General features: G+C 70.6%; 20 protein-coding genes. 8 read left to right on the top strand and 12 right to left on the bottom strand.

Annotated features, from left to right (window positions below; genetic code table 11):
- Positions 1 to 36 precede the first annotated feature (36 nt).
- From CKO28_RS12410 to petA, 4 genes are all read right to left on the bottom strand, one after another.
- The gene (locus CKO28_RS12410; protein WP_200341100.1) at positions 37 to 924 is read right to left on the bottom strand and encodes an S-methyl-5'-thioadenosine phosphorylase; all 888 of its coding nucleotides are present in this window, start codon (positions 922 to 924) and stop codon (positions 37 to 39) included.
- A 172-nt stretch (positions 925 to 1,096) separates the two neighbouring features.
- Positions 1,097 to 1,861: a cytochrome c1 gene (locus CKO28_RS12405; RefSeq protein ID WP_200341099.1), complete on the bottom strand. Its 765-nt coding sequence runs from the start codon at positions 1,859 to 1,861 to the stop codon at positions 1,097 to 1,099.
- A 5-nt stretch (positions 1,862 to 1,866) separates the two neighbouring features.
- Positions 1,867 to 3,129 (bottom strand): cytochrome b, encoded by a 1,263-nt coding sequence (locus CKO28_RS12400; protein WP_200341098.1) that lies wholly within the window; start codon positions 3,127 to 3,129, stop codon positions 1,867 to 1,869.
- Between the two features lie 12 nt (positions 3,130 to 3,141).
- Positions 3,142 to 3,690 (bottom strand): ubiquinol-cytochrome c reductase iron-sulfur subunit, encoded by a 549-nt coding sequence (petA, locus tag CKO28_RS12395; RefSeq protein WP_200341097.1) that lies wholly within the window; start codon positions 3,688 to 3,690, stop codon positions 3,142 to 3,144.
- Between the two features lie 256 nt (positions 3,691 to 3,946).
- Here petA and CKO28_RS12390 point away from each other — a divergent pair, with 256 nt between their 5' ends.
- Together CKO28_RS12390 and hemF are read left to right on the top strand one after the other, a co-directional pair.
- Positions 3,947 to 4,471 (top strand): tRNA (cytidine(34)-2'-O)-methyltransferase, encoded by a 525-nt coding sequence (locus tag CKO28_RS12390; RefSeq protein WP_200341096.1) that lies wholly within the window; start codon positions 3,947 to 3,949, stop codon positions 4,469 to 4,471.
- 53 nt (positions 4,472 to 4,524) lie between these two features.
- A complete protein-coding gene (gene hemF / locus CKO28_RS12385) occupies positions 4,525 to 5,400 on the top strand; it encodes an oxygen-dependent coproporphyrinogen oxidase (RefSeq protein ID WP_200341126.1) in 876 nt (291 codons plus the stop codon).
- A 30-nt stretch (positions 5,401 to 5,430) separates the two neighbouring features.
- On the opposite strand, the gene CKO28_RS12380 is transcribed toward hemF, so the two are convergent.
- The 3 genes from CKO28_RS12380 to CKO28_RS12370 all read right to left on the bottom strand — a co-directional run bounded on the left by CKO28_RS12380 (position 5,431) and on the right by CKO28_RS12370 (position 6,774).
- Entirely contained in the window at positions 5,431 to 5,697 is a 267-nt protein-coding gene (locus tag CKO28_RS12380; protein WP_200341095.1) for a hypothetical protein, read from the bottom strand.
- A 4-nt stretch (positions 5,698 to 5,701) separates the two neighbouring features.
- Positions 5,702 to 6,250 (bottom strand): helix-turn-helix domain-containing protein, encoded by a 549-nt coding sequence (locus CKO28_RS12375; protein ID WP_200341094.1) that lies wholly within the window; start codon positions 6,248 to 6,250, stop codon positions 5,702 to 5,704.
- Between the two features lie 104 nt (positions 6,251 to 6,354).
- Positions 6,355 to 6,774 (bottom strand): hypothetical protein, encoded by a 420-nt coding sequence (locus CKO28_RS12370; RefSeq protein ID WP_200341093.1) that lies wholly within the window; start codon positions 6,772 to 6,774, stop codon positions 6,355 to 6,357.
- A gap of 391 nt (positions 6,775 to 7,165) precedes the next feature.
- On the opposite strand from CKO28_RS12370, the gene CKO28_RS12365 reads away from it, so the two are divergent.
- Positions 7,166 to 7,513, top strand: coding sequence for a carboxymuconolactone decarboxylase family protein (locus CKO28_RS12365; protein ID WP_200341092.1), 348 nt, complete (start codon positions 7,166 to 7,168; stop codon positions 7,511 to 7,513).
- A gap of 3 nt (positions 7,514 to 7,516) precedes the next feature.
- On the opposite strand, the gene CKO28_RS12360 is transcribed toward CKO28_RS12365, so the two are convergent.
- The 4 genes from CKO28_RS12360 to CKO28_RS12345 form a co-directional block, all read right to left on the bottom strand.
- On the bottom strand, positions 7,517 to 8,737 hold the full coding sequence (locus CKO28_RS12360) for a CCA tRNA nucleotidyltransferase (protein WP_242480521.1): 1,221 nt from the start codon (positions 8,735 to 8,737) through the stop codon (positions 7,517 to 7,519).
- Between the two features lie 167 nt (positions 8,738 to 8,904).
- Positions 8,905 to 9,222: a hypothetical protein gene (locus CKO28_RS12355; RefSeq protein WP_200341090.1), complete on the bottom strand. Its 318-nt coding sequence runs from the start codon at positions 9,220 to 9,222 to the stop codon at positions 8,905 to 8,907.
- 150 nt (positions 9,223 to 9,372) lie between these two features.
- Positions 9,373 to 10,017, bottom strand: a complete 645-nt coding sequence (locus tag CKO28_RS12350) for a CoA pyrophosphatase (RefSeq protein WP_200341089.1) — start codon at positions 10,015 to 10,017, stop codon at positions 9,373 to 9,375.
- On the bottom strand, positions 10,014 to 10,607 hold the full coding sequence (locus CKO28_RS12345) for a DUF1285 domain-containing protein (protein WP_200341088.1): 594 nt from the start codon (positions 10,605 to 10,607) through the stop codon (positions 10,014 to 10,016). Before CKO28_RS12345 ends, CKO28_RS12350 begins: the two co-directional genes overlap by 4 nt.
- Before the next feature lie 102 nt (positions 10,608 to 10,709).
- On the opposite strand from CKO28_RS12345, the gene CKO28_RS12340 reads away from it, so the two are divergent.
- The 5 genes from CKO28_RS12340 to CKO28_RS12320 all read left to right on the top strand — a co-directional run bounded on the left by CKO28_RS12340 (position 10,710) and on the right by CKO28_RS12320 (position 18,218).
- Positions 10,710 to 11,744: an AAA family ATPase gene (locus tag CKO28_RS12340; protein WP_242480520.1), complete on the top strand. Its 1,035-nt coding sequence runs from the start codon at positions 10,710 to 10,712 to the stop codon at positions 11,742 to 11,744.
- Positions 11,745 to 11,829: 85 nt separating this feature from the next.
- Positions 11,830 to 12,708 carry a DUF58 domain-containing protein gene (locus CKO28_RS12335; RefSeq protein WP_200341086.1) on the top strand — a complete coding sequence of 293 codons (879 nt, stop codon included), beginning with the start codon at positions 11,830 to 11,832 and terminating at the stop codon, positions 12,706 to 12,708.
- Positions 12,709 to 12,767: 59 nt separating this feature from the next.
- Positions 12,768 to 15,575, top strand: coding sequence for a DUF4159 domain-containing protein (locus tag CKO28_RS12330; RefSeq protein WP_200341085.1), 2,808 nt, complete (start codon positions 12,768 to 12,770; stop codon positions 15,573 to 15,575).
- 25 nt (positions 15,576 to 15,600) lie between these two features.
- The gene (locus CKO28_RS12325) at positions 15,601 to 17,682 is read left to right on the top strand and encodes a hypothetical protein (RefSeq protein ID WP_200341084.1); all 2,082 of its coding nucleotides are present in this window, start codon (positions 15,601 to 15,603) and stop codon (positions 17,680 to 17,682) included.
- A 5-nt stretch (positions 17,683 to 17,687) separates the two neighbouring features.
- On the top strand, positions 17,688 to 18,218 hold the full coding sequence (locus CKO28_RS12320; RefSeq protein WP_200341083.1) for a TspO/MBR family protein: 531 nt from the start codon (positions 17,688 to 17,690) through the stop codon (positions 18,216 to 18,218).
- Positions 18,219 to 18,592: 374 nt separating this feature from the next.
- Here the strand turns inward: CKO28_RS12320 and CKO28_RS12315 are convergent, their stop codons facing one another.
- Positions 18,593 to 19,174, bottom strand: a complete 582-nt coding sequence (locus CKO28_RS12315) for a GNAT family N-acetyltransferase (RefSeq protein ID WP_242480519.1) — start codon at positions 19,172 to 19,174, stop codon at positions 18,593 to 18,595.
- Positions 19,175 to 19,349 lie beyond the last annotated feature (175 nt).

Below are 19,349 nucleotides of genomic sequence, written 5' to 3'. Positions count from 1 at the left end.
CTCGAACCCTCGCGCGCGCCGCCGACCGGATGTCCGTCAGCCGGCCAGCACCCGCCCGGCGACCGTGTCCAGCTTGCGGACAAGCTCCGGGTCGCGGGCGTGCGCCTGGGTGATGATGGCATTGTCGAGCGCCCGCTGACACCCCCGCGGACACGCCTGGCCGCGCCCGGCCAGCGCCGGCACGGCGCGGCGGACCAGTCCACGCGCCTTGTCGGCGTTCGCCATCAGCACCTCGATCACCGCCTCCACCGACACGTTGTCGTGGTCGTCGTGCCAGCAGTCGTAGTCGGTCACCATCGCGATGGTGGTGTAGCAGAGCTCGGCCTCCCGCGCGAGCCTGGCTTCCGGCATGTTGGTCATGCCGATCACGTCGCAGCCCCACTGGCGATAGAGCTCGCTCTCCGCCCGGGTGGAGAACTGCGGGCCCTCGATGCACAGGTAGGTGCCGCCGCGATGGACTGGAATGCCCTCGGTCTCGGCGCCCTGCTGCAGCACGTCCATCAGCCGCGTGCAGGTCGGCTCGGCGAGCGAGACGTGCGCGGTCAGGCCGGCGTCGAAGAAGGAGCGCGCACGCTCGGTCGTGCGGTCGATGAACTGGTCGCATAGCACGAAGGTCCCGGGCGTCAGTTCCTCCTTCAGCGAGCCGACGGCGGAGACCGACAGGATCTCGGTGACGCCCGCGCGCTTCAGCGCGTCGATGTTGGCGCGGAAGTTGAGCCGGCTGGGCGGCAGCGGGTGGCCGCGGCCGTGGCGCGGCAGGAACACCACCTTCTGTCCGTCCAACTCCCCGGTCAGCAACTGGTCGGAGGGCGGACCGAACGGGCTGTCGACCGTGATCCACTCGGGATTCGCCAGCCCCTCGATATCGTAGACGCCGCTGCCGCCGATCACGCCGATCACGGGCGGGGTGCCGGGCTCTGTCATGAGACGGTGTTTCCGGTGTCGTTGCCCCTGGACTTTCAGTCGTCACCTAACCGCTCGCACAACGCGGACGCAAGCCCGGCCCGTGCCATCGACTGGGACCCATGAAAAAGGGCCACACCCGGTGTCCGGATGCGGCCCTTTTGCGTTTCGGCCTTAAAAGCGGCGCATCAAGCTACTTCTTCACGTCCGACCAGACCTTGCGCTGGACGGCGTAGAGCAGGCCGGTCAGGACGATCAGGAACAGGATTACCTTGATGCCCATGCGCTTGCGTTCCTCCATGTGCGGGTTGGAGGCCCAGTGGAGGAAGGTGGTCACGTCGTGGGCCATCTGCGAGGCGGTCGCCTGAGTGCCGTCCTGGTAGTCGACCGCGCCGTCGACCAGCATCTGGGGCATGGCGATCTTGTGGCCCGGGAAGTACTTGTTCCAGTACTGCCCCGGCGACATGTTGGCGTCCGCTGGCGGCTCCTTGTAGCCGATCAGCAGCGCCCGGATGTACTCCGCCCCGCCGGGCCGGGCGTTGGTGATCACCGACAGGTCCGGCGGATAAACCCCGTTGTTGGCGTTCATCGCCACCTGCCTGTTGGCGTAGGGCGACGGAAAGGTGTCGGTCGGCTCGGCCGGCCGCTGGTACATCTCGCCCTGGTCGTTCGGGCCGGCGGTGACGGTGTACTGCGCGGCGATCGCCTCCACCTGGTCCTCGCTGTACCCCAGGTCTTTCAGCGTGCGGAAGGCGACGTACTTCATCCCGTGGCAGCTGGAGCAGACCTGATTGTAAACCTGCAGCCCCCGCTGCGCGGAGGCGCGGTTGAAGGTGCCGAAGATGCCCTCGAACTGCCAGGTGTGCTCGGGGATCGGCGTGGCCTCGGCCGCGTGGGCCGGCCCGGAGGCCAGGCCCATGGTCGCGGCCATCGCCAGTGCGGCAAACAGCTTCTTCATGGCGGTTACGCTTTCTCCATCGGCTTCGCGGCTGCGCCAGCAGGCTGTCCGCCACCCTTGATGACGGGGTCGGAGATGCTGTTGGGCAGCGGCTTGGGCCGCTCGAACACGCCCAGCAGCGGCAGGATGACCAGGAAGTAGGCGAAGTAGTACGCCGTCGCCACCCGGCCGATCGGGATCCAGATGCCCTCCGCCGGCATCGCGCCGACGTAGCCGAGCACCAGGACGTCCAGCACCAGCAGCCAGTAGAACTGCTTGAAGATCGGCCGGTACTTGCCCGAGCGGACCCGGCTGCGGTCGAGCCACGGCAGGACGAACAGCACCAGGACCGAGGCGAACATCGCGATCACGCCGCCCAGCTTGTCCGGAATCGCGCGCAGGATCGCGTAGAACGGCAGGAAGTACCATTCCGGCACGATGTGCGCCGGCGTCACCAGCGGGTCGGCCGGGATGTAGTTGTCGGCGTGGCCGAGGTAGTTCGGCGCGTAGAACACGAACAGCGAGAGCGCGATCAGGAACACGCCCAGGCCGAACAGGTCCTTCACCGTGTAATACGGGTGGAACGGCACCTGGTCCTGCTTGCCCTTCGGCTCGATACCGGTCGGGTTGTTGGAGCCGTAGCGGTGCAGCGCCACCAGGTGGAGCATGACCGCGCCGACGATCAGGAACGGCAGCAGGTAGTGCAGCGAGAAGAAGCGCTGCAGCGTCGGGTTGCCGACGGCGAAGCCGCCCCACAGCCAGCGCGTGATCTCGTCGCCGAACACCGGCACCGCGGAGAACAGGTTGGTGATCACCGTGGCGCCCCAGAAGCTCATCTGACCCCAGGGCAGGGTGTAGCCCATGAACGCGGTCGCCATCATCAACAGCAGGATGATCACGCCCAGGCCCCACAGCACCTCGCGCGGCTGCTTGTAGGAGCCGTAGTACAGGCCGCGGAAGATGTGGATGTAGACCACGATGAAGAAGAACGAGGCCCCGTTCATGTGGATATAGCGCAGCAGCCAACCGTAGTTGACGTCGCGCATGATCTTTTGGATCGAGGCGAACGCGTACTCGGTGTGCGGCGTATAGTGCATCGCCAGGACGATGCCCGTGACGATCATGATCACCAGGGCGATGCCGGCGAGCGAGCCGAAGTTCCAGGCGTAGGTCAGGTTCTTCGGCGTGGGATAAAAGCGCAGATGCTGGTCGGCGAAGTTGATGACCGGCAGCCGGTCGTCGAGCCAACCCAGCACGCCCTTGTATGGCGTCTGGTAGTCGCTTGCCATGTGGCCGTTCCCCTACCCGAGTTTGACCGTCGTGTCGTTGACGAACTCGTAAGTCGGCACCTCCAGATTGGTCGGCGCCGGGCCCTTACGGATCCGCCCGGAAGTGTCGTAGTGCGAGCCGTGGCACGGGCAGAACCAGCCGCCGTAGTCGCCGCGCGGCTCGCTCGGCTTGTTGCCCAGAGGAATGCAGCCGAGGTGGGTGCAAATACCGATCACGACCAGCCATTGCGGCTGCTTGACGCGCGCCTTGTCGGGCTGCGGATCCGGCAGCGCGCTCAGGTCGACCGAGCGCGCCTGCTCGATCTCGGCCTGGGTGCGCTTGCGCAGGAACACGGGCTTGCTCCGCCACATGGCGGTGATGCCCATGCCCGCGGAGATCGGGCTCAGGTCGACCTCGGTCGTGGACAGCGCCAGTACGGCCGCGCTGGGGTTCATCTGGTCGATGAACGGCCAAGCCGCGGCGCCGACGCCCACGGCGCCGACGGCGCCGGTGGCGAGGTACAGAAAGTCGCGGCGCGAGGAACCGCCGCCCTTCTGCCCGGTATTCGCCGTGTTCGCCATTGTGACTCACATTCCCTTGCTGGCTTCCTAAGGGTGCCCTTGGCCCGCACAAGGCGCACCGAGATATTGGCAGTCAAAATCCATCCGGCCAAACTACTCGGCGCGCAAGGCCGAAAGCTAGGGCTATGCCAAGGCGCGTGGATGCGACATGCTAGCGCAGCCCACACCCCGAGCAGGCAAAGTCGCGCCCTCGTATAGAGGAATTGCCCGGCAAACGCAAAGCCCCGAACGCCCCCTGCGACCTCGATTCCCGGCCATGCGACTGGCGCTCTACCAACCCGATATCCCGCAGAACACCGGCACGCTGCTGCGGCTCGCGGCGTGCCTCCAGCTGGGCGTCGATCTGATCGAGCCGCTGGGCTTCCAGCTCGACGACAAGCGCTTGAAGCGCGCCGGCATGGATTATGTGCACGACATGGACCTCCGCCGGCACCGGTCGTTCGACCGCTTCCTGGCAGCGCGGCCCGGGCGGCTCGTGCTGCTGACCACCCACGCCGAGACGTCCTACGTCGATTTCGCGTTTCGGCCGGAGGATGTGCTGCTGCTGGGCCGGGAAAGCGCGGGCGCGCCGCCGGAGGTGCACGCGCGCGCGCAGGCGCGGATCGGGATTCCGCTGGCGGCCGGCATGCGCAGCTTGAACGTCGCGCTCGCCGCGGCGATGGTGGCCGGGGAGGCGCTGCGCCAGACCGGCGGCTTCCCGGTCGCGGCCGGCGCACCCGCGGACCCGGCGCGGCCGACCGAGAGCGATCCGACCCAGAACGAAGAAGGCCAGAGCCCGTGAGCGACGCCGACACCAGCCAGGATAGCCCGGCCAGCCAAGTCAGCCCGCAGGGCGTGGGCGCGATCTCCGAACGCCAGCACCGGGCCACCGAATGGTTCGCCGAGCTGCGCGACCGGATCTGCGCGGAATTCGAGCGGCTGGAGGACGAACTGTCCGGCGAGACGGCCGCGCGGATGGGCGAGCTCGAACCAGGCCGCTTCCAGCGCACCTCCTGGAGCCGGTCGGACACCAGCGTCGACGACCCCGGCGGGGGTACCATGGCGGTGATGCACGGCCGGGTGTTCGAGAAGGTCGGGGTCAACATCTCGATCGTCTCCGGCAACTTCTCCCCGGAGTTCGCCGCGCAGATTCCGGGCGCGGAGGAGGTGCCGCGCTTCTGGGCCGCGGGCATCTCGCTGGTCGCGCACATGTGGAACCCGCACGCGCCCGCGGTGCACATGAACACCCGCCACATCGTCACCACCCGCAGCTGGTTCGGCGGCGGCGCCGACCTGAACCCGGCCCTGGTCAAGGACGACGACACCCTGGACTTCCACCAGGCCCTGGCGGACTGCTGCCACCGGCACGAGGTCGCCGACCACGAGCGCTACAAGGCCTGGGCCGACGACTACTTCTTCAACAAGCATCGCGGCGAGGCGCGCGGGGTCGGCGGGATCTTCTACGACTACCTGAATTCCGGCGACTGGGAGGCGGACTTCGCGTTCACCCAGGACGTCGGCACCACCTTCCTGGAGATCTTCCCGCAGCTGGTCCGGCGGCGCATGCACCAGCCCTGGACCGACGCGGACCGCCGCCAACAGCTGATCCACCGCGGCCGCTACGCCGAGTTCAACCTGGTCTACGACCGCGGCACCCAGTTCGGCCTCAAGACCGGCGGCAATCCGGAAGCGATCCTGATGTCCCTGCCCCCGATGGCCGCCTGGCCATAGGCAACAGGCGGCCCGGCGGGCCCGCCGCCGCTACGTCGAAAGCTGAATGACGTAGGAGACGGCGAGCAAACCATAGCCGCCGCGCAGGGCAAGGCTGTCCAGACGCGACCAGGACGGCGGCGGGCGGCCGGCGCGCTTGTTCAGCATCTCTTTGATGAAGTCATCGGTCTTGCTGTGCAGAACGGCCTCGGCCAATTCGCTTTCGCGCTTGGCGAACGCGTCGGCCTTCAGAGCCGGGCGCATCAAGCCGATCATGCCCAGAAGACCGCACACCAGCGCGATCTCTTGAAACGGCATCCGGTCAGTCCCGCTTGGCGTGTCGCATCTTGCCGGACTTCGCGGCTTGCGGGCCTGCCGCCGCCGCGGCTTTCGCGACCGGCTCCGCCAGCCGCGCGTTGGTCAACGTCTCCAGGCTCCGGTCGATCGCCTGGTTACCGAAGGCGACGGCCGCGTCGATCTGGACGAACTCGCCTTCCGCATGGGCGATCACCAGGCCCACGGTCGCCGAGGGGTCACAGGCCCGGATGTAGCTGTTGAGGCTGCCCCGCGTCGGCCATGGACCGGTCGCGGATTCCATCCGTGCGACGTGCGTCTGGTTCCAGTCCGCGCTACGGGCGACATCGAGTTGGCTCAGACCGGCGCGTTTGCGGGCAGCCAGCAGGGCGTCGGCCAGCCGCCGGCGCGGTTCGCTTCTGTCCCAATCTTCCCGCGCCTTCGGGTCGCGGGCGAAAATCTCGGCCCGCAACGCGTCCGCGGACGCCCCGGCGCCGACCCGGCGATCCTGGCGACCCTGGCGGTCGGTCGGGGTTTCGATTCCGCTGTCGTGCGCGTCCTCGGCATCGTCGATCATCTGGTTCACCTGTCTACCGCTTAGGTTCGTTCGCCTGGTCAACTGGGCCGCGCCGGCCGGGCGCGGGCGCGCAGCCTGGCCTCCGGCGCGTCGGCGCCGCGTGCTCAACGCCGCCGGTCGCCGTGACGCTCGCGCGCCGGCGCGGTCAGTCCGTGGGCGGTACAGCACGCGTCGTACAGGCGCACCGGCACGTCAGCCGGGGCAACCTCCGGGATTGCAAGGCTCCGGCCCTGCTTCAACGTGACGTTATCCGGCGTTCCGACCATCACAATGTCCAGCAACGTCCAGCCCCCATTCGCGCTGTTCAGATCGGCGAGCAGCACCAGCCCGCCATCGCCCAGATTGATCGGATAGGTCTCGTAGCGGGCGTTCAGCACCTCGGCGCAGTCGGCAGCCGGGATCCGGTTGTCGTTCATCCGCTGCAGCGTGTGCAGGAACTGCGTGCGTCGCTCGCCGCGCAAGCCGACGAGCTGTCTCTCGAGCCGGTCCCCGTGAGGCTGGTCGCTGCGCACGTTGATCGGCATCGGCCGGTCAGCCATGAGCCGCAGCGACCCCAATAATGTCGCCGGATATGACAAAGATGTCAAGAACCAAAGGTCGTGTTCCCCCGCTGACTACGACCGACACACGTATCTCAGGCATTAACCTTAAATTGCAGAACCGGTCAAGCCATGCCCGTTATCAGACGGGGACCTGCGTGCGGCGGCGCCGCCCATCCCCACCCAGACCGCGACTTTGACGTCCCAAAGCTCCCCACGCGAACCCATGCGGGCCGGGCCCACACATTGCCGCGTTGACGTGACGCGCTTGAACCCCGCCCGCACCTGACATATTCAAAACCGTGAAAGCGCACCTGCCGCCGGCGTCACCGCCGACCTACCACCACACTTCCGAACCGAACGGAGACAGACAGCCATGGCCAACGACTACCCGACGACCGCGCAGGAAGTCAGCGAGAACGCGCAGCTGCTGCGCCAGGCCGCGCCCGAGCTGATGAAGGGGTTCGCCCAGATGGGCAGGGCGACCTACACGGACGGCGCGCTGAGCGCCAAGATGAAGGAGCTGATCGCGCTTGCGATCGGGGTATCGCTGCGTTGCGACGGCTGCATCGCCGCGCACACCAAGTCGGCGATCAAGCACGGCGCCAGCCGCGAGGAGATCGCCGAGGCGGTGGCGACCGCGATCCACATGGGCGGCGGGCCGTCGATGGTCTACGGCGGCGAGGCGCTGCGCGCCTACGACCAGTTCGCCGCCAACGGGTAGCCGCTACCCGCCGGGGTGTTCGGCGGCCACGCGGCGGCGCAGCTCCGCCAGGCAGGCCGCGCGCCCGGGCTGAAAGTCCCGGTCGACCCACCAGGCGTCGAGCGCGTCGAGCAACTGCTTGATCCGCGGACCGGGCGGCACGCCCAGCGCCTTCACGTCGCCGCCGTCGACCGGCAGGCGCTTGGGCTGCCACGCCTCGATCTCCCGCAGCCCGGCCGCCAGGGCCGCCGCGTCCAGTCGCTCGCCCGCCGCCGACCGCTCGGCGGCGGCCAGCAGGTAAAGGTCGCGCACCAGATCCCGGCCCAGCCGGTGCAGCGGCCGGCGCAGGTCCCGGGGCGCCATGTCGGCGCGCACCGTCTCCGCCGGCGCGGCCAGCTGGCGCAGGTGCCGGTCCTGCTTGTTCGACAGCCGAAGCCGCGCGCCCAGCCGGTGCGCTTCCCGCAGGTCGAGCCAAGCCGCCATCCGGCGCAGCGGATCGATGATCACGCCCAGTTCGCGCTCGACCGCCGCCAGCGCGCGCAGCCGCTCGGCGTGGCGCGCCTCCGGCAGGACCGGCTGCAGGATGCCGTGGTCGTGGATGACCCGGGCGGCGGGCCCGGGGTTCGCGGCTTCCAGGAACTTCAGCAGTTCGTGATGGATCCGCTCGGCCGCGAGCGTGGTCAACTGGCTGGCGTGCCGCTCGGCCGCGCGGAGCGCGTCGGCGTCCGGTGCGCCGCGCCCGTAGCGGGCGTAGAAGCGGAAGAACCGCAGCAGGCGCAGATAGTCTTCCTGCACCCGGTCCTCGGCCTTGCCGACGAAGCGCACCCGCCCCGCCACAAGGTCGTCCCAGCCGCCGAACGGGTCGTAGACGGTGCCGTCGGGCGCGCAGAACATCGCGTTCATGGTGAAGTCGCGCCGGGCGGCATCGGCGGTCCAGTCGTCGGTAAAGGCGACGCGGGCGTGCCGGCCGTAGGTCTCGACGTCTTCGCGCAAGGTGGTGATCTCGAACGGCCGGTGGCCGCTGACGGCCGTCACCGTGCCGTGCTCGATCCCGGTCGGCACCGCCTTCAGGCCGGCGCGCTGCAACAGGGCGGTGACCGTCTCCGGCGGGTCCGGGGTGGCGATGTCGATGTCGCCCACCGGCCGGCCGATCAGCGCGTCGCGCACGCAGCCGCCGACGAACATCACGGTCTGCCCGTCCGCGGTCAGCGCGTCGAGCACCGCGCGCGTCGCCGGCGCGGTCATCCAGTCCTGCGGGGGAATTGTACCGGCGGGCTGCATGGGGCTGGTTGTAAGCGCGCCAGGGCGCCCGTGACAAAGTCCGTGTGGGCTCGGTCCCAAATTATCCCCTCCCACTGGAAGAAGGGGATCAGATTGGCGGAGGAAGGGCATGCGAGAGCCGACTCTGGCGCCTACTCCCCCGCCGGCGTGCCGCCGCGCGAGCTGCCCTGGTCGTCGACGACCTCGCTGTCCCGCACCTCACCGTCGATGTAGCGCTCCGGAATGATCTGCTGGTCCGGGTTCGCCTGTTCGCCCAGGATGCGGTAGCCGACCAGGATGGAGACCATCAGCACCACGCCGACCAGCGTCAGGACCGCCCAGGGCCAGGGGATGTCGCGCTCCGCCCCGCCGGTCCTGCGCGCCCGCCAGCGCGCGACCAGCACGTAGCCCCAATAGACCAGGAACGGCAGCGCGATCGGCAGGACGATCGTAAGGAACTTCTTGAGCATCGGCGGTGCGTCTCGCCCTCGGTTTCGCGGCCTCGGTCTTGCACGAGGGCTTTGACCAGTGGTGCGGCGGGGCCAGTGGTACGGGGGCCAGTGGTGCCGCGGCTCACCCGCCGATATAGCTGCGCACGCGCGGCGCGCCAGTCCGCCCGGTCAGGCTTCCCGACCGAGCACCTCGACCAGGTTGACCAGCATGCCGGCGGTCGCGCCCCAGATGTCGTAGTCGCCGTAGTCGAACACGTAGAAGAAGCGTTCCCGGCCGCGGTCGGTCCGGCTGTCCAGCCGGCGCGCGTCCGGGCGCATCAGGAAGGCCAGCGGCACCTCGAACACCGCGTCGACCTCGTAGCCGTCGGCCCTGAGCGCTTGCGGGCGCTCGATCAGGGCGACGATCGGCGTCACGCGGTAGCCGGTGCGCACGAGGTAGGTATCGAGCTGGCCCAGGATCTCCACGCCATCCGGGTCCAGGCCGACCTCCTCCTGCGCCTCGCGCAGGGCGGCGGATTCCGGGCTGGCGTCCCACGCCTCGATCCGGCCGCCGGGGAAGGCGCACTGCCCGGCGTGCGCATTCAGGTGCGCGGTCCGCCGGGTCAGCAGCACGTGCGGCCCGTCGCGCCGCGCGACCAGCGCGACCAGCACGGCGGCGTCGGTGAACGCGGCCGCGGGATCGATCATCCCGGGGTTCAGATCGTCGTCGCCGCGCCGCTGCGGCCCGCGCCGCACCGGATGCGCGCCGCCCAGCGGGCTGTGCGCACGGATCCGCGCGCGCAGACGGGCAAGGTCGGGCGGCTCGGCGCTCACGCCGCCCTGGTTGTGTCCAGCGGAAAGAACGTGCCGCGGCTCCATACGCCCAGGACCTCCTGTCCCTGTTGGTTCGGGGCGGTTTCGGCGCCCGAACGCCCGTCGGCGGGGCCAAACTCCGCCAATTCGGCCAGCTGGTAGAACACCGAGCGCACGAGTCGCGCGTCCAGCCCGTCGGAAACCCGAATATACGGTGCCGGCTCGTCGCTGTCAGGCGCTTGTTCGACCCAGATCGGACGGTCGGGTCCGGCCGCGACCCAGCGGTCGACGTTGGTGCGCAAGCTCAGGACCTGCCGCCCGCCCTCGATGGTGACCTCCAGCTCCTCGGCCAGGAACGGGACGTCCTCGACGTGCACCCGGGCGCGCTCGGCCGGGGTGACCAGGGCGAAGCCGCCGTCGGCCTCGCGCCGGAGCACGGTGGCAAACAGCTTGACCAGCTCGCGCCGGGGGATCGGCTTGCCGTCGTGCCACCAGGTCCCGTCGCGGGTGATCGCGAATTCGCCGGGCTGAATCCCAGATAGAGTGCCGATTTGCGTGCCGTCGGCGGCGGCGCCGTGCGCGTGCGCGCCGCCGCCCCCCTCGTCAGGCACGGCGCTTGGCACTATTCTCGTAAAGTAAGCGTTCATCGGCGGCATGCCTCGCGTGCTTCCGGCGATCCGTCTTTCCGGTTCATGGCGATGGAGGACGTCGTCTTGTCGGCCAACACGACCACCACCGATCCGTCCGCTTCGCAGGCCGAAGCGCAGTCCGACCATCGCCTTGCTCAGGAGATTGAACAGCTGGGCGGCCGTCTCAAGGCCGCACGGCAGTCGGTCGGACAGGTGATCTTCGGCCAGCAGGAGGTCGTCGATCAAACGCTGATCACGCTTTTATGCGGCGGTCACGCGCTCCTGATCGGCGTGCCCGGGCTGGCCAAGACCCGGCTCGTGGAGAGCCTGGGCACCGTGTTCGGCCTGGAAGAGCGGCGGGTCCAGTGCACGCCCGACCTGATGCCGAGCGATATTCTGGGCTCCGAGGTGCTGGAGGAGACCGAGGAGGGCAAACGTGCCTTCCGGTTCATTCCCGGGCCGATCTTCTCGCAGCTGCTGATGGCCGACGAGATCAACCGCGCCAGCCCGCGCACCCAGTCCGCCCTGTTGCAGGCGATGCAGGAGCGCAAGGTGACCGTCGCCGGCCACGGCCACAGCCTGCCGGAGCCGTTCCACGTGCTGGCGACCCAGAACCCGCTGGAGCAGGAGGGGACCTACCCCCTGCCGGAAGCGCAGCTCGACCGCTTCCTGCTGCAGATCGACGTCGGCTATCCCGACATCGACGCCGAACGGCAAATGCTGGTCGCCACCACCGGTGCGCAGGATAGCAAGGCGGAGAACGTGCTGACCACGCAACAGTTGATGGAGGCGCAGCAGCTGGTGCGCCGCGTGCCGGTGGGCGAAAGCGTGGTCGAGGCGATCCTGCAGCTGGTCCGCCAGGGACGGCCGGAAACCAGTTCGATCCCGGAAGTACCGGAGCAGGTCGCCTGGGGCCCCGGCCCGCGCGCCAGCCAGGCGCTGATGCTGGCGGTGCGCGCCCGGGCGCTGATGGAGGGGCGGTTCGCGCCGTCGGTCGACGACGTCCTGGAACTCGCGCATCCGATCCTGCGCCACCGCATGGCGCTGACCTTCGCCGCGCGGGCGGAAGGCCAGTTGCTCGACGCCCTGATCGACCGCCTGTGCCAGCCGCTGCAGTGATGGCAGCCCCGGTTTGCATCGCCCAGGCGGGCGTCCGCCCGCCGCCGCGACGGCCGCTGTCGCACCCCCGGCTGGAGGGCGCGGCATGAGCCCGACCACGCTGTCGCCGCGCCAGCGCGCCGAGCAGCTGTCCGCGGCGCTGCCGCCATTGCTGCTGCACGCCGAGCGGGTCGCCGCCAGCGTGGCGCAGGGCGTGCACGGCCGCCGGCGGGTCGGTCAGGGCGAGGCGTTCTGGCAGTTCCGCGACTACCAGCCGGGCGACTCGCCGCAGTCGATCGACTGGCGCCAGACCGCCAAGGCCGACCGCGTGTTCGTCCGCCAGATGGAGTGGGAGGCCGCGCAGTCGGTCTGGTGCTGGCGCGACGGCTCGGCGTCGATGGACTGGCGCTCTTCGACCAAGCTGCCGACCAAGCGCGCGCGTGCCGAGCTTCTGATGCTGGCGCTGATGACCCTGATGATCCGGGCGGGCGAGCACGTCAGCCTGCTCGGTACCGGGCTGCCGCCGGCGGCGAACCGCGGCACGCTGGTGCGGCTGAGCGAGATCCTGCGCCGCGAGCAGCCGGACGCGGCGCGCGACCTGCCGGCGACGCAACCGCTGCCGCGCTACGGCCAGGTGCTGCTGCTGGGCGACTTCCTGGCCGATCCGGCGGACATCGAGCGCAGCCTGCGCGGCTTCGCCGAACGCGGGGTGAAGGGGCATCTGGTCCAGGTGCTCGACCCCGCGGAGGAGACGCTGCCGTATTCCGGGCGCGTGCGCTTCGAGGGCCTGCAGGGGGAGCGCCCATGGCTGCTGTCGCGCGCGGAGGGGGTGCGCGCGCAGTACCGCGATCAGCTGGCCGCCCAGACCGACGCGATCCGCGAGATCGCCCGGCGGACCGGCTGGCGTTGCACCTGGCATCGCACCGACCGCTCGCCGCAAACCGCGCTGCTGGCGGTCTACAGCGCGCTGGCCCAGCACGTTTAGCGGCCGGCCCCGCGCGTTTCGACGCGATCGCCGCACCAACGGAGGTTGATTAGGCCCGCATGGCAGCTCTAGGCTCCCTCGCCTTCGCTCAGCCATGGCTGTTGCTGGCGCTTCTGGCGCTGCCGGCCCTGTGGTTCCTGTTGCGCGTCACCCCGCCGGCGCCGAAGACGCAGCGGTTCCCCGCGATCCGCCTGCTGCTCGGCCTGGCGCCGACGGAGGAGACCCCGGCGCGCACGCCCTGGTGGCTACTGCTGCTGCGCCTGCTCGCGGCAGCGCTGGTGATCGTCGGTCTGGCCGGCCCGGTGATGCACCCCGCCACCCAGCTGTCGGGCAGCGGGCCGCTGGTGCTGGTGATCGACAACGGCTGGGCGTCGGCCAAGACCTGGTCGGAGCGCATGCAGGTCGCCGAGGCCCAGCTCGACCGCGCCGCGCGCGAACAGCGCCGGGTGCGCCTGCTGACGACGGCGCCGGCCCGTCCCGACGCGCCGCTCGCGGCCAGCGACCTGCTGCGCCCGGAACGCGCCCGCGAACGCATCCGCGCGCTGCAGCCCCATCCCTGGCCCAGCGACTACGCGGCCGCGCGGAGCGTGGTCGAGGACCTGCAAATCGACGGCAGCGCCCACGTCGTCTGGCTCAACGACGGGCTGCAGACGCCGGAGACCGAAGCGCTGGCCAGCCGCCTGCAGCGCCTGGGCCGGCTCGAGCTGATGCGCCCGGAGCCGGCCGACCTCCCGGTCAGCGTGCTGCCGCCCTCGCGCAGCGGCACCGACCTCAAGGTGCAGGTGCGCCGCGCGGCCGCGCGCGGTCAGACCGCGCGCACCGTGATCGCCAGCGACGAACGCGGCCGCTTGGTCGCCACCGCCGAGGCCAGCTTCGACGACGGCAGTCGAGTTGCCACCGCCACCTTCGAGCTGCCGCTGGAACTGCGTAACCGGATCACCCGGGTCGGCGTGCAGGGCGAAAACACCGCCGCCAGCGTCGCGCTCTTGGACTCGCGCTGGCAGCGCCGTCCGGTCGGCCTGGTGACCGAAAGCGCCCAGGCGGACGCCCAGCCGCTGCTGTCCGAGGTCTACTATCTGGAACGCGCCCTCGCCCCCTACGCCGAGGTGACGCGCGGCAACCTGAGCGAGCTGCTGGCCCAGGACCGCGCGATGATCGTGCTGTCCGACCGCGGCGCGCTGCGCGCGGACCTGCGCAACCAGGCGCGTGCCTGGGTCGAGCGCGGCGGCGTGCTGCTGCGCTTCGCCGGGCCGAAGCTGGCACGCGAGCTGACCGGACCGGAAGCGCGCGCGGGCGAGGGCACGCCGCTGCTGCCGGTGCGCCTGCGCCGCGGCGGGCGCGCGCTGTCCGGCACGATGAGCTGGGGCAGCCCGCCCAAGCTCGCCGATTTTCCCGCCGACAGCCCGTTCGCCGGCCTTTCGGTGCCGGACGAGCTGACCATCGAGCGGCAGGTGCTGGCACAGCCGTCGCTGGAGCTGGGGGAGAAGACCTGGGCCCGGCTGGCCGACGGCACGCCGCTGGTCACCGCCGACCAGCGCGGCGATGGCTGGGTGGTGCTGGTGCACACCACCGCCAACGCGCAGTGGTCGAACCTGCCGCTGTCGGGCCTGTTCGTGCAGATGCTCCGGCGGATCGTCTCGGTCGGCGAAGGCGTGGCGGAAACGGCGGATACCGGCCCGCTGCCGCCGTCCAGCGTCCTCGACGGGTTCGGCCAGCTCGGCCCCGCGCCGGCCAGCGTGCAGGCGCTGTCGACGCAGGCGCTGGAGACCAACGCCATCAGCGCCGCGCATCCGCCCGGCCTGTACGGGCTGGAGGGCCAGCGCCGGGCGCACAACCTGGGCCCGGCCGTGGGCGACGCGCGCCCGCTGACCGCCCTGCCGGCCGGGGTCGAGGTGAGCGGTTTCCAGGCGGAGCCGGAGCAGCGCTTCGGCCCCTGGCTGCTGGTGGCAGCCCTGGTTCTGCTGCTGATCGACCTCGGGATCGCGCTGCTGCTGCGCGGCCTGTTCGGCCCCGCCGGCGGCGACGGTATGGGCCGGCGGGCCGCGCGCGCGGCAGGTGGCGGCGCCGCGGCGATCCTGCTCGCGGTGGCGCTCGCGCCGGCGCCAGCCCTGGCACAATCCGGCGGCGGCGACGCTCCGGAGAGCTACGCCCTGAAGGCGACGCTGGACACCCGCCTCGCCTACGTCGTGACCGGGGTCGACCGGGTCGACCGGATCTCCGAACAGGGCCTGCGCGGGCTGTCGCGTACCCTGACCGCGCGCACCTCGATCGAGCCGGCGGCCCCGCTGCCGGTGCGCCTGGACGAGCATCCGCTGGCGTTCTTCCCACTGCTGTACTGGCCGGTCACCGACCAGCAGGCGCCGCTCAGCACCCGGGTCGAGCGCAAGGTCAACGACTATCTCGCCAACGGCGGCACCATCCTGTTCGACCTGCGCGATCCGACGCCGGGGGTCAACCTGGGCGGCGGCCTGTCCGGCGCCGGGCAGGCGCTGCGCGCGCTGACCCGCAACCTGGACATCCCGCCGCTCAAGCCGGTGCCGCCGGAGCACGTGCTGACCAAGGCGTTCTACCTGCTGAACGACTTCCCGGGCCGGTACGACGGCGGGCAGCTCTGGGTCGAGGACACCAGCGCCGGCGGCGGCGACGGCGATAACGTGGCGAGCGTGCTGGTCGGCTACAACGACTACGCCGGCGCCTGGGCGATCGACCAGGCCGGCCGGGCGCGCTTCGCCGTCACGCCGGGCGGCGAACGCCAGCGCGAAATGGCTTTCCGGGTCGGCGTGAACCTGGTGATGTACGCCATGACCGGGAACTACAAGGCCGACCAGGTGCACATCCCCGCGATCCTGGAGCGGCTGGGCCAATGACGGCACGAAACCGGGAGCTACGGCGATGCTGAACGCCACCACCCTCGCCTTCGCGCCGCTGGTGCCCTGGCCGGTGGTGATCGCGCTCGCGGTGCTGAGCGCGCTGGCGATCGCGGTCGCCGGCTGGCGGCGGGCCCGCGGGGCAATCTGGCGCGCGCTGGCGCTGGCCGCGATCCTGGCGGTACTCGCCAACCCCTCGCTGATCCGCGAGCAGCGGGAGGTGTTGCCCGACATCGCGCTGGTCGCGGTCGACGACAGCGCCAGCAACCGCCTCGAGGACCGCCAGGCTCAGGTCGACCGGGCGATCGACGCGCTCGACGGCGAACTGGCGGACTTGGAGAACACGCAGGTGCGGGTGATCCGCGCCGGCCGCGCCGACGGGCCGAGCCAGGAGGGCGGCACCCGGCTGTTCGACGACGTCGCCCGCGCGCTGGCGGAAATCCCGCGCGAGCGCCTGGCCGGGCTGGTGGTGGTGTCCGACGGGCAGATTCACGACGTGCCCGAAAGCCTGAAGGCGCTGGAGATCGACGCGCCGGTGCACCACCTGATGACCGGACGCGAGGACGAGGGCGACCGGCGGCTGACGGTGGATGAGGTGCCGGGCTACGGCATCGTCGGCCGGGAGATCAGCTTCACCGTCAAGGTCGAGGACCTGTCCGCGCCGGAGGGCGGCCCGTCGACGGCGGAACTGCGCCTAACCCGCGGCGGCGAAGAAACGCGCACCCGCACCGTTCCGGTCGGTCAGGAGACCGAGATCACGGTCGAACTGACCCACCGCGGGCAGAACGTGCTGGAGCTGGAGGTCGCGGAAGGCCCGCGCGAACTGACCCTGACCAACAACCGGGCGGCGATCGTGATCAACGGGGTGCGCGACCGGCTGCGCGTGCTCTTGGTCTCCGGCCAGCCGCACGCCGGCGAACGGGCCTGGCGCTCGCTGCTCAAGTCCGACCCGTCGGTCGACCTGGTCCACTTCACCATTCTGCGCCCGCCGGAGAAGCAGGACGGCACGCCGATCCGGGAACTCTCGCTGATCGCGTTCCCGACGCGCGAATTGTTCCAGGTCAAGATCGATGAGTTCGACCTGATTGTGTTCGACCGCTATCAGCGCCGGGGCGTGCTGCCGGCGCTCTACCTCGACAACGTCGCAGAGTACGTCCGCAACGGGGGCGCGCTTCTGGAGGCGGCCGGCCCCAGCTTCGCCAGCCGGATGTCGCTCTACCGCACGCCGCTGGGCCGGGTGCTGCCGGGCGGACCGACCGGCGAGATCTACGAGCAGGGATTCAAGCCGCAGGTGACCGAACTCGGCACCCGCCATCCGGTGACCCGCGGCCTGACCGGCTCCCGGGGGCCCAACGCGGAGGCCGACTGGGGCCGTTGGTTCCGGCATCTGAACGTCAACGTGCAGTCCGGCGACGTCGTCATGGAGGGCGTGCGCGACCGGCCGCTCCTGATCCTCGACCGGGTCGGCGAGGGCCGCGTGGCGCAACTGATGAGCGATCACGCCTGGTTGTGGGCGCGCGGCTACCAGGGCGGCGGCCCGCAGGCCGAACTGATGCGCCGGGTGGCGCACTGGCTGATGAAGGAGCCGGAGCTGGAGGAGGAGGCGCTGCGCGCCCGGGTCGAGGGCGACCGCATGATCGTCGAGCGCCGCTCGCTGGAGACCGAGCTGCCGCCGGTCGAGGTCACGCTGCCCGACGGCAGTACCAAGACGCTGCAGCTCGACCCCGGCCAGGACGGCCGCGCCACCGCGACCCTGCCGGTCGACCAGCTGGGCACCTACGAACTCACCGACGGCACGCGCACCGCCGTCGCCGCCGCCGGCCCGCCGAACCCGCTGGAGTACCGCGACGTGCGCTCCACCCGCGCGCGGCTGAACCCGCTGGTGGAGGCGAGCGGCGGCAGCCATGTCCGGATCGCGGACGGCACGCCGCGGGTGCGCAAGGTCGATCCCGACCGCGACAGCGCCGGGCCCGGCTGGATCGGCTTGGACGCCAACCGCGACTACCGGGTGGCCGGCGTGATGGAGGTGCCCTTGCTGCCGGCCGTGCTCGCGCTCATGCTCGTGCTCGGCACCCTGGTCGCCGCCTGGTTCCGGGAGGGCAAGTAACCGTCATGACCGCCGAGACAGCCGCCAATACCATGCAGGCCGCCACCCCCGCGCGGCGCTCCCGCGGCCGGCAGGCGCTGATCCTGGCCGCCTTCCTGGCGTTGGTGTTCGCGGTCTACGGCGCCAGCGTCTCGGTCACCCAGCCCGCGATCGAGGGCTGGTACGCCGATCTCGCCAAGCCGGGCTTCACGCCGCCCAACGTCGCCTTCCCGATCGCCTGGACGGCGATCTTCCTGTTGATGGCGCTGGCCGGCTGGCAGGCCTGGCGGCGCAGCGTTCCGGGCACGTTCGGCTGGCCGCTCGCCTGCTTCCTGACCCAGCTCGCGCTCAACTTCGCCTGGTCGGCGCTGTTCTTCGGGGAGGGCGAAATCTTGCTGGCGCTGATCGACGTGATCGCGCTGATCCTGGCGCTGCTGGCAACCACGGTCGCGTTCTGGCAGATCAGCCGGCCGGCCGGCGTGATGCTGCTGCCCTACCTCGCCTGGCTCTGCTTCGCGACGGTGCTGAACGCGGAAATCCTGCGGCTTAATCCGTAGCCGCGTGTTGTCACGGGGCACCGGCGGGTCCCCTCCGGTTGATCGGACGGGGCGATCCGTTCAGTTCGTCGGGCGCTCGTATGAGGTCCTTCGACACGCACGCCTGCGGCGTCCTACTCAGGATGAAGCTGTAGGTTTTTCAAAGACTTAAATGCAATTCATGCTGAGTAGCCAGCCGTAGGCTGGCGTGTCGAAGCACGCCACACGGGAGCTCAGGCCCGTGCCAAAGAGCCCTTCGTGGGGTGGCTTCGCGCGAGCCAGCCGCCTTTGCCGCCGCCGGGGACCGGCACGGTGGGGTGCGGGCGCGGCGAGCCCACCCGATGGACTCGTTCGCTCAGGACTCATCGTCGCGCGGATCCTGAGGCGCGTACGGATCACGCCCGGCGAAGGGGCCTCCCGGCCGTTGCGGCCTGTTTGGCGTAGCGGCGGTCGGCGCGGATCCGGCCGCGCACGCCTTCGAGCGCGCCGGGCTTGAGCTCCAGCACCTGGAAGCGCCGCGGCTCGACCGGGCCGGGCAGGATCAGGCCCTGCGGCGTGGCCGGCACGAAGCCATAGGGCTGGTAGTACTCCGGCTCGCCGACCACGACGCACAGATCGACCGCCATCCGCCGCGCGGTGTCCAGGCCTTGGCGCACCAGCGCCCGGCCGACGCCGCGGCCCTGCTGCTTCGGCGCGACCGCCAGCGGGCCCAGCAGGATCGCCTGCGGCCCGTCAGCGGGCGGTTCGCCCTGCCCGTCCACGCGGATCGGCCAGAACCGCAGGCTCGCCAGCAGCTCGCCGGCGTCGTCGGTGGCTACGAAGCACAGCTCCGGCACCGGCCGCACCCCCGCGCGCAGGCGGTAGACGGTCTTCTGACGTCGCGCTTCGCCGAACGTCCGGTCGAGCAGCGGCTCGATCGCCTCGGCATCGCCCGGCCGCTCGGGGGTGATGTGAAAGCGCAACATGCCGTCGGTCATTTCAGCCGTCCTCGTGTCGCCCGCGCGGTGGGTCGTAAGGCGCCATTCCGCTTACCACAGCCCCGTAAAGCCGCCAAGCGGTGGGCCGGTCCCGAAAGACCGACGGCTACCATCCCCTCTCCCTTGAGGGGAGAGGGAGGGGCCCGCGCCCGCTAGGGCGTGGGCCCCTCCCTCT

The sequence above is a fragment of the Rhodovibrio sodomensis genome, from assembly GCF_016583645.1.
In the GTDB taxonomy this organism is placed as follows: Bacteria; Pseudomonadota; Alphaproteobacteria; order Kiloniellales; family Rhodovibrionaceae; genus Rhodovibrio; species Rhodovibrio sodomensis.
This window is presented reverse-complemented; position numbering and strand designations above follow the sequence as displayed.

Coding starts and splice junctions, on each gene's coding strand:
- CKO28_RS12400 (WP_200341098.1), bottom strand. CDS start 3,129: ATGGCAAGCGACTACCAGACGCCATACAAGGGCGTGCTGGGTTGGCTC.
- CKO28_RS12375 (WP_200341094.1), bottom strand. CDS start 6,250: ATGATCGACGATGCCGAGGACGCGCACGACAGCGGAATCGAAACCCCG.
- CKO28_RS12380 (WP_200341095.1), bottom strand. CDS start 5,697: ATGCCGTTTCAAGAGATCGCGCTGGTGTGCGGTCTTCTGGGCATGATC.
- CKO28_RS12360 (WP_242480521.1), bottom strand. CDS start 8,737: ATGACCGCGCCGGCGACGCGCGCGGTGCTCGACGCGCTGACCGCGGAC.
- CKO28_RS12410 (WP_200341100.1), bottom strand. CDS start 924: ATGACAGAGCCCGGCACCCCGCCCGTGATCGGCGTGATCGGCGGCAGC.
- CKO28_RS12405 (WP_200341099.1), bottom strand. CDS start 1,861: ATGAAGAAGCTGTTTGCCGCACTGGCGATGGCCGCGACCATGGGCCTG.
- petA (WP_200341097.1), bottom strand. CDS start 3,690: ATGGCGAACACGGCGAATACCGGGCAGAAGGGCGGCGGTTCCTCGCGC.
- CKO28_RS12320 (WP_200341083.1), top strand. CDS start 17,688: ATGACCGCCGAGACAGCCGCCAATACCATGCAGGCCGCCACCCCCGCG.
- CKO28_RS12355 (WP_200341090.1), bottom strand. CDS start 9,222: ATGCTCAAGAAGTTCCTTACGATCGTCCTGCCGATCGCGCTGCCGTTC.
- CKO28_RS12365 (WP_200341092.1), top strand. CDS start 7,166: ATGGCCAACGACTACCCGACGACCGCGCAGGAAGTCAGCGAGAACGCG.
- CKO28_RS12315 (WP_242480519.1), bottom strand. CDS start 19,174: ATGACCGACGGCATGTTGCGCTTTCACATCACCCCCGAGCGGCCGGGC.
- CKO28_RS12370 (WP_200341093.1), bottom strand. CDS start 6,774: ATGCCGATCAACGTGCGCAGCGACCAGCCTCACGGGGACCGGCTCGAG.
- CKO28_RS12390 (WP_200341096.1), top strand. CDS start 3,947: ATGCGACTGGCGCTCTACCAACCCGATATCCCGCAGAACACCGGCACG.
- CKO28_RS12330 (WP_200341085.1), top strand. CDS start 12,768: ATGGCAGCTCTAGGCTCCCTCGCCTTCGCTCAGCCATGGCTGTTGCTG.
- CKO28_RS12335 (WP_200341086.1), top strand. CDS start 11,830: ATGAGCCCGACCACGCTGTCGCCGCGCCAGCGCGCCGAGCAGCTGTCC.
- CKO28_RS12325 (WP_200341084.1), top strand. CDS start 15,601: ATGCTGAACGCCACCACCCTCGCCTTCGCGCCGCTGGTGCCCTGGCCG.